Below are 4,840 nucleotides of genomic sequence, written 5' to 3'. Positions count from 1 at the left end.
GGAAAGAGCCGAGCCCGAGGTGCAGCACCACGAATTCGGACAAAGGAGGATGAGTCATTCTGTGTTCTCCATCGCGCGTGACAGGAGATGAAACGTGCGGGGCCGCAAAGCGAGGCCCCTTCGGGAAACACCGCGGATCCGGCTTTGCCGGGCCGCTGGYGTTGCCCCCGGCAGGGGGTGGGCGTCCCGACACGAAGCGCGGGGCAACCTGGGGGCGAGCGTCATGCTTCGAGGGTGCGGCCTTCGCGGTTGAAGAAATGCAGCACCGAGGGATCGAGCTCGACGCTGACCGCATCGCCGGCCTGCAGCGCGGTACGGTCGTTCTGCCGCGCCACCAGCGGCACGCCGCCGACATCGATGTGGATCAGCGTGTCGGCGCCGAGCGCCTCGATCAGCTCGACCCGTGCCGGCGCGCCCCCGCCCGGGCCCGCGTGCACGCGCAGCGCTTCGGGCCGAACGCCGAGGAACCCGTCGGCCGGCAGCCGGCCACCGGTCAGCGCCGAGAAGCTCGGGATCGCCTTGGCGTCGACCATGTTCATCGACGGCATGCCGATGAACTGGGCGACGAACTGGTTGGCCGGCCGATCGTACAAATCCATCGGCGTGCCGACCTGCTCGATCAGGCCGTCGCGCAGCACCACCACGCGGTCGGCCAGGGTCATGGCCTCGACCTGGTCGTGCGTGACGTAGATGCTGGTGGCGCCGAGCGCGCGATGCAGCTTGTGGATCTCGACCCGGGTGTTGCCGCGCAGCGCCGCGTCGAGGTTCGACAGCGGCTCGTCGAACAGGAACACCTTCGGCGCCCGCACGATCGCGCGGCCGATCGCCACCCGCTGCCGCTGGCCGCCCGACAGTTCCTTCGGCGTGCGGCTCAGGTAGTCGGTGAGGTTCAGCGTCCTGGCCGCGTACTCGACCTTGGTCCTGATCACGTCCTTCGACACCTTCGCGAGCTTGAGCGCGAAGGACATGTTGTCGTACACGCTCATGTGCGGATAGAGCGCGTAGCTCTGGAACACCATCGCCAGGTCGCGCTTGCCGGACGGCGTGTTCGTGATGTCCTTGCCGTCGAGCGAGAGGCGGCCGCTGGTGATCGGCTCGAGCCCCGCGATCAGCCGCAGCAAGGTCGACTTGCCGCAGCCCGAGGGGCCGACGAAGACGATGAACTCGCCCTTGTCGATCTCGAGGTCGACGCCCTTGATGATGTGGGCGTCGCCGAAACTCTTCTTGATGTGGTCGAGCTGGAGGTAGGCCATCAAATGACTCCTTGAGGATCTCTCGTGATTTTTCGAAGCGCCCGTGGCGCAGTGCGCGAAGACTGGGGCGAGCTCATTTCACCGCGCCGAAGGTCAGGCCTTGCACGAGTTGTTTTTGGCTGAACCATCCGAACACCACGATTGGGGCGATGGCCATCAGCGAGGCCGCGGACAGCTTGGCCCAGAACAGCCCCTCGGGGCTCGAGTAGGAAGCCATCAGCGTGGCCAACGTGCCGGCCTTGGCCGAGCTCAGGTTGAGCGCCCAGAAAGCCTCGTTCCAGCTCAGCACCAGGCACAGCAGGCCGGTGGAAGCGAGACCGCCGACCGACAGCGGCAGCACCACGTGGCGGAATTCGGTCCAGAGGCTGGCACCGTCCATGCGCGCGGCCTCGAGGATCTCGTTCGGGATGTCCTTGTAGGCCGAATAGAGCATCCACACCATGATCGGCAGGTTCGACAGCATGAACACCACCGTCAGCGCGGTGCGCGTGTCGAGCAGGCCGGCGGTTTGAGCCAGCACGTAGATCGGCACCAGCGCGCCGACCGCCGGCATCATCTTGGTCGACAGCATCCACATCAGGATGTCGCGCGTGCGCCGGGTGCGGAAGAAGGCCATCGAGTAGGCGGCCGGCGCCGCGATCAGGAGGCCGATGACCGTTGAGCCCACGCTCGTGATCAGCGAATTGCGCGCGAACAGCAGGTAGTCGCTGCGCCGCTGCACCTCGGTGAAGTTGTCCAGCGTGGGCTCGAAGATGAACAGCGGCGGCACGTGGATCGCCTGCAGCTCGGTCTTGAACGAGGTCAGCACCAGCCAGCCGAGCGGGAAGAACAGGAGCAGCGCGAGGGCCCAGGCGCCGACGGTTCGCAGTGCCAGGAAGAGAAAATTCTCGGTTTGCATGCGTCGCTCCTCAGTCGAGGTTCTTGCCGATGATCCGGATCAGGAAGGCGGCCACGATGTTGGCCAGCACCACCGCGAACAGCGCGCCTGCCGACGCCACGCCGACGTCGAAGTTCATCAGCGACTGCTTGAAGATCAGGTAGGTGAGGTTGGTGCTCGCGTTGCCCGGCCCGCCGTTGGTGGTGACCGCGATCTCGGCGAAGATCGACAGCAGGAAGATCATCTCGATCATGATCACCACCGCCATCGGCCGGCCCAGGTGGGGCAGCGTGAGGTAGCCGAAGCGCTGGATCGCGCTGGCGCCGTCCATGCGCGCCGCCTCCATCTGCTCGCGGTCCAGCGACTGCAGCGAGGTGATGAAGATCAGGCAGGCGAAAGGCAGCCACTGCCAGGCCACCATGACGATCACGGAGAACAGCGGCAGGTCGGYCAGCCAGTCGACCGGCGTCGCGCCGAAGCTGCGCCACAGGTCGGCCAGCACGCCGTAGATCGGATTCATCATCATGTGTTTCCACAACAGCGCGTTCACCGTGGGCATGACGAAGAAGGGCGAGATCAGCAGCACGCGCACGATGCCGCGGCCCGGAAACGGTTCGTTGACCAGCAGCGCCAGCAGCACGCCAAGCACCACGGTGATCACGATCACGCTGCCGATCAGCAGCAGCGTGTTCCACACCGCGGGCCAGAAGTCCGGGTCGGTGATGAAGTAGTGGAAGTTCTCGAAGCGGGCGAAGGTGCGTTCGCCCGGCTGCATCAGGTTGTAGTTGACGAACGAGAAATAGATCGACATCAGCAGCGGCACCAGCATCCAGAGGACGAGCGTGACCACGGCCGGCGCCATCAGCGCACGGGGCAGAAGTCGGTTCATGGCAGACCTTTGTTTTTGTCCCGCGCCTCCCCCTGTCGGGGGAGGGGGGCGGCGGCTACTTGTAGTACCCGGCCTTGGTCATCTCGCGCTCGGCCGCGGTCTGCGAGGTCTTCAAGGCCTGGTCGACCGTGACCTTGCCGGCGAGCGCCGCGCTCATCTGCTGGCCGACCGCGACGCCGATCGCCTGGAACTCCGGAATGGCCGCGTACTGCACGCCGACGTAAGGCGACTTGGGCAAGGTGCTGTCGTTGGCGTTGGCGGTGTCGATGGCCTTCTTCTCGGCCTCGGCGAAGCGTGCCGCCTTCATGAACTCGGGCGAGGCGTAGGTCGACTTGCGGGTGCCGGTCGGCACCGAGCCCCAGCCTTCTTCCTTCGCCACGAGCTGGATGTAGTCCTTGGAGGTCGCCCACTTGACGAAGCTCTGAGCGGCGTCGACCTTCTGCGAGCCGGCGGGAATCGCCAGCGCCCAGGCCCAGAGCCAGTTCGCGCCCTTGGGCGTGACGGCCACGGGCGCTTGCGCGAAGGCCACCTTGTCGGCGACCTTCGACTGCTTCGGGTCGCTCACGAAGGAGGCCGCGATGGTCGCGTCGACCCACATGCCGCACTTGCCCTCGTTGAACAGCGCCAGGTTCTCGTTGAAGCTGTTGGCCGAGGCGCCGGGCGGGCCGTAGGCCTTCATGAGGTCGACGTAGAAGCCGATCGCATCGTGCCAGGGCTTGGTGTCGATCTGCGGCTTCCAGGCCATGTCGAACCACTGGCCGCCATTTGTGTTGACCATGGTGGTCAGCAGCGCCATGTTGTCGCCCCAGCCCGGCTTGCCGCGCAGGCACATGCCGTAGACGCCGGCCTTCGGGTCGTGGATCTTGCCGGCCAGTTCCTTGACCTGGGCCCAGGTCGGCTGCTCGGGCATCTTGAAGCCGACCTTGTCGGCCAGGTCCTTGCGGTACATCAGCATCGAGCTCTCGCCGTAGAAGGGCGAGGCGTAGAGTTTGCCGTCGGCCGAGAGGCCGTTGCGCATCGCGGGCAGCAGGTCGTCGACGTCGTAGGCGGCATCGGTCGCGATCGGCTTGAGCCAACCCTTCTTGGCCCAGATCGGCGTCTCGTACATGCCGATCGTCATGACGTCGAACTGGCCGCCTTTGGTCGCGATGTCGGTGGTCACGCGCTGGCGCAGCGTGCCCTCCTCGAGCGTGACCCACTTGAGCTTGATGTCCGGATGGGCCTGCTCGAAGAACTTGCCGAGCTTCTGCATCTCGATCATGTGGCCGTTGTTCACGGTCGCGATCACCAGCTCGGTTGCGGCTTGGGCCAGCCCGGCACCGGCGAGCGCGAGCACCAGGCCCGCCTTCAGAAAACGCTTCATGACTGTCTCCTTCTGATCGACGACTGGGGTCGCCGTGCAACGATTGTGGAGACGCGAATTTCCGGGTTTGGTACTTCCTGAGCCTGTTCCGATACTTCGATGCACCGAACGATCGGTGTCATCCCTAATCTGGGCAACTGCGGATGTGCGAGTGCGAGCTCGAGTCTTGGAATGGCCGGTTTCAGGCGGATTGAAGCCGTGCCGCGCCGCTGTCGAGTCGGCTGCTCCAGGCTCCGAGAGCCAGGGCGCCGAGCGTGATCGCCGCGCCGGCCCAGGGCAGGCCGGCCAGCGGGGCGCCTGCGGCCAGCATGCCGCTGCCGATCCAGGCACCGGCTGCATTGCCGAGATTGAAGGCGCCCTGGTTCAGCGTCGAGGCCAGGTTGGGGGCGGCGTTGGCGTGCTGCACGATCAGCGTCTGCAGCAGCGGCACCAGGGCAAACGAGAGCGTGGTCCACAGC

At 65.8% G+C, this 4,840-nt stretch carries 4 protein-coding genes and 1 pseudogene; all 5 read right to left on the bottom strand.

Going from position 1 to position 4,840, the window contains the following annotated elements; translation table 11 throughout:
* Positions 1–221: 221 nt before the first annotated feature.
* Complete coding sequence (locus AC1D2K_RS29915; protein WP_478093464.1) at positions 222–1,253, bottom strand: ABC transporter ATP-binding protein; 1,032 nt, start codon at positions 1,251–1,253, stop codon at positions 222–224.
* A gap of 73 nt (positions 1,254–1,326) precedes the next feature.
* Positions 1,327–2,151: a carbohydrate ABC transporter permease gene (locus AC1D2K_RS29910; protein WP_478093463.1), complete on the bottom strand. Its 825-nt coding sequence runs from the start codon at positions 2,149–2,151 to the stop codon at positions 1,327–1,329.
* A gap of 10 nt (positions 2,152–2,161) precedes the next feature.
* A complete protein-coding gene (locus AC1D2K_RS29905; RefSeq protein ID WP_478093461.1) occupies positions 2,162–3,019 on the bottom strand; it encodes a carbohydrate ABC transporter permease in 858 nt (285 codons plus the stop codon).
* Between the two features lie 55 nt (positions 3,020–3,074).
* Positions 3,075–4,382, bottom strand: a complete 1,308-nt coding sequence (locus AC1D2K_RS29900) for an ABC transporter substrate-binding protein (RefSeq protein ID WP_478093460.1) — start codon at positions 4,380–4,382, stop codon at positions 3,075–3,077.
* 181 nt (positions 4,383–4,563) lie between these two features.
* Positions 4,564–4,840, bottom strand: a pseudogene (locus AC1D2K_RS29895) (MFS transporter); the annotation flags it as partial.

The organism is Variovorax sp. P1_H12_2 (genome assembly GCF_056405335.1).
This window is presented reverse-complemented; position numbering and strand designations above follow the sequence as displayed.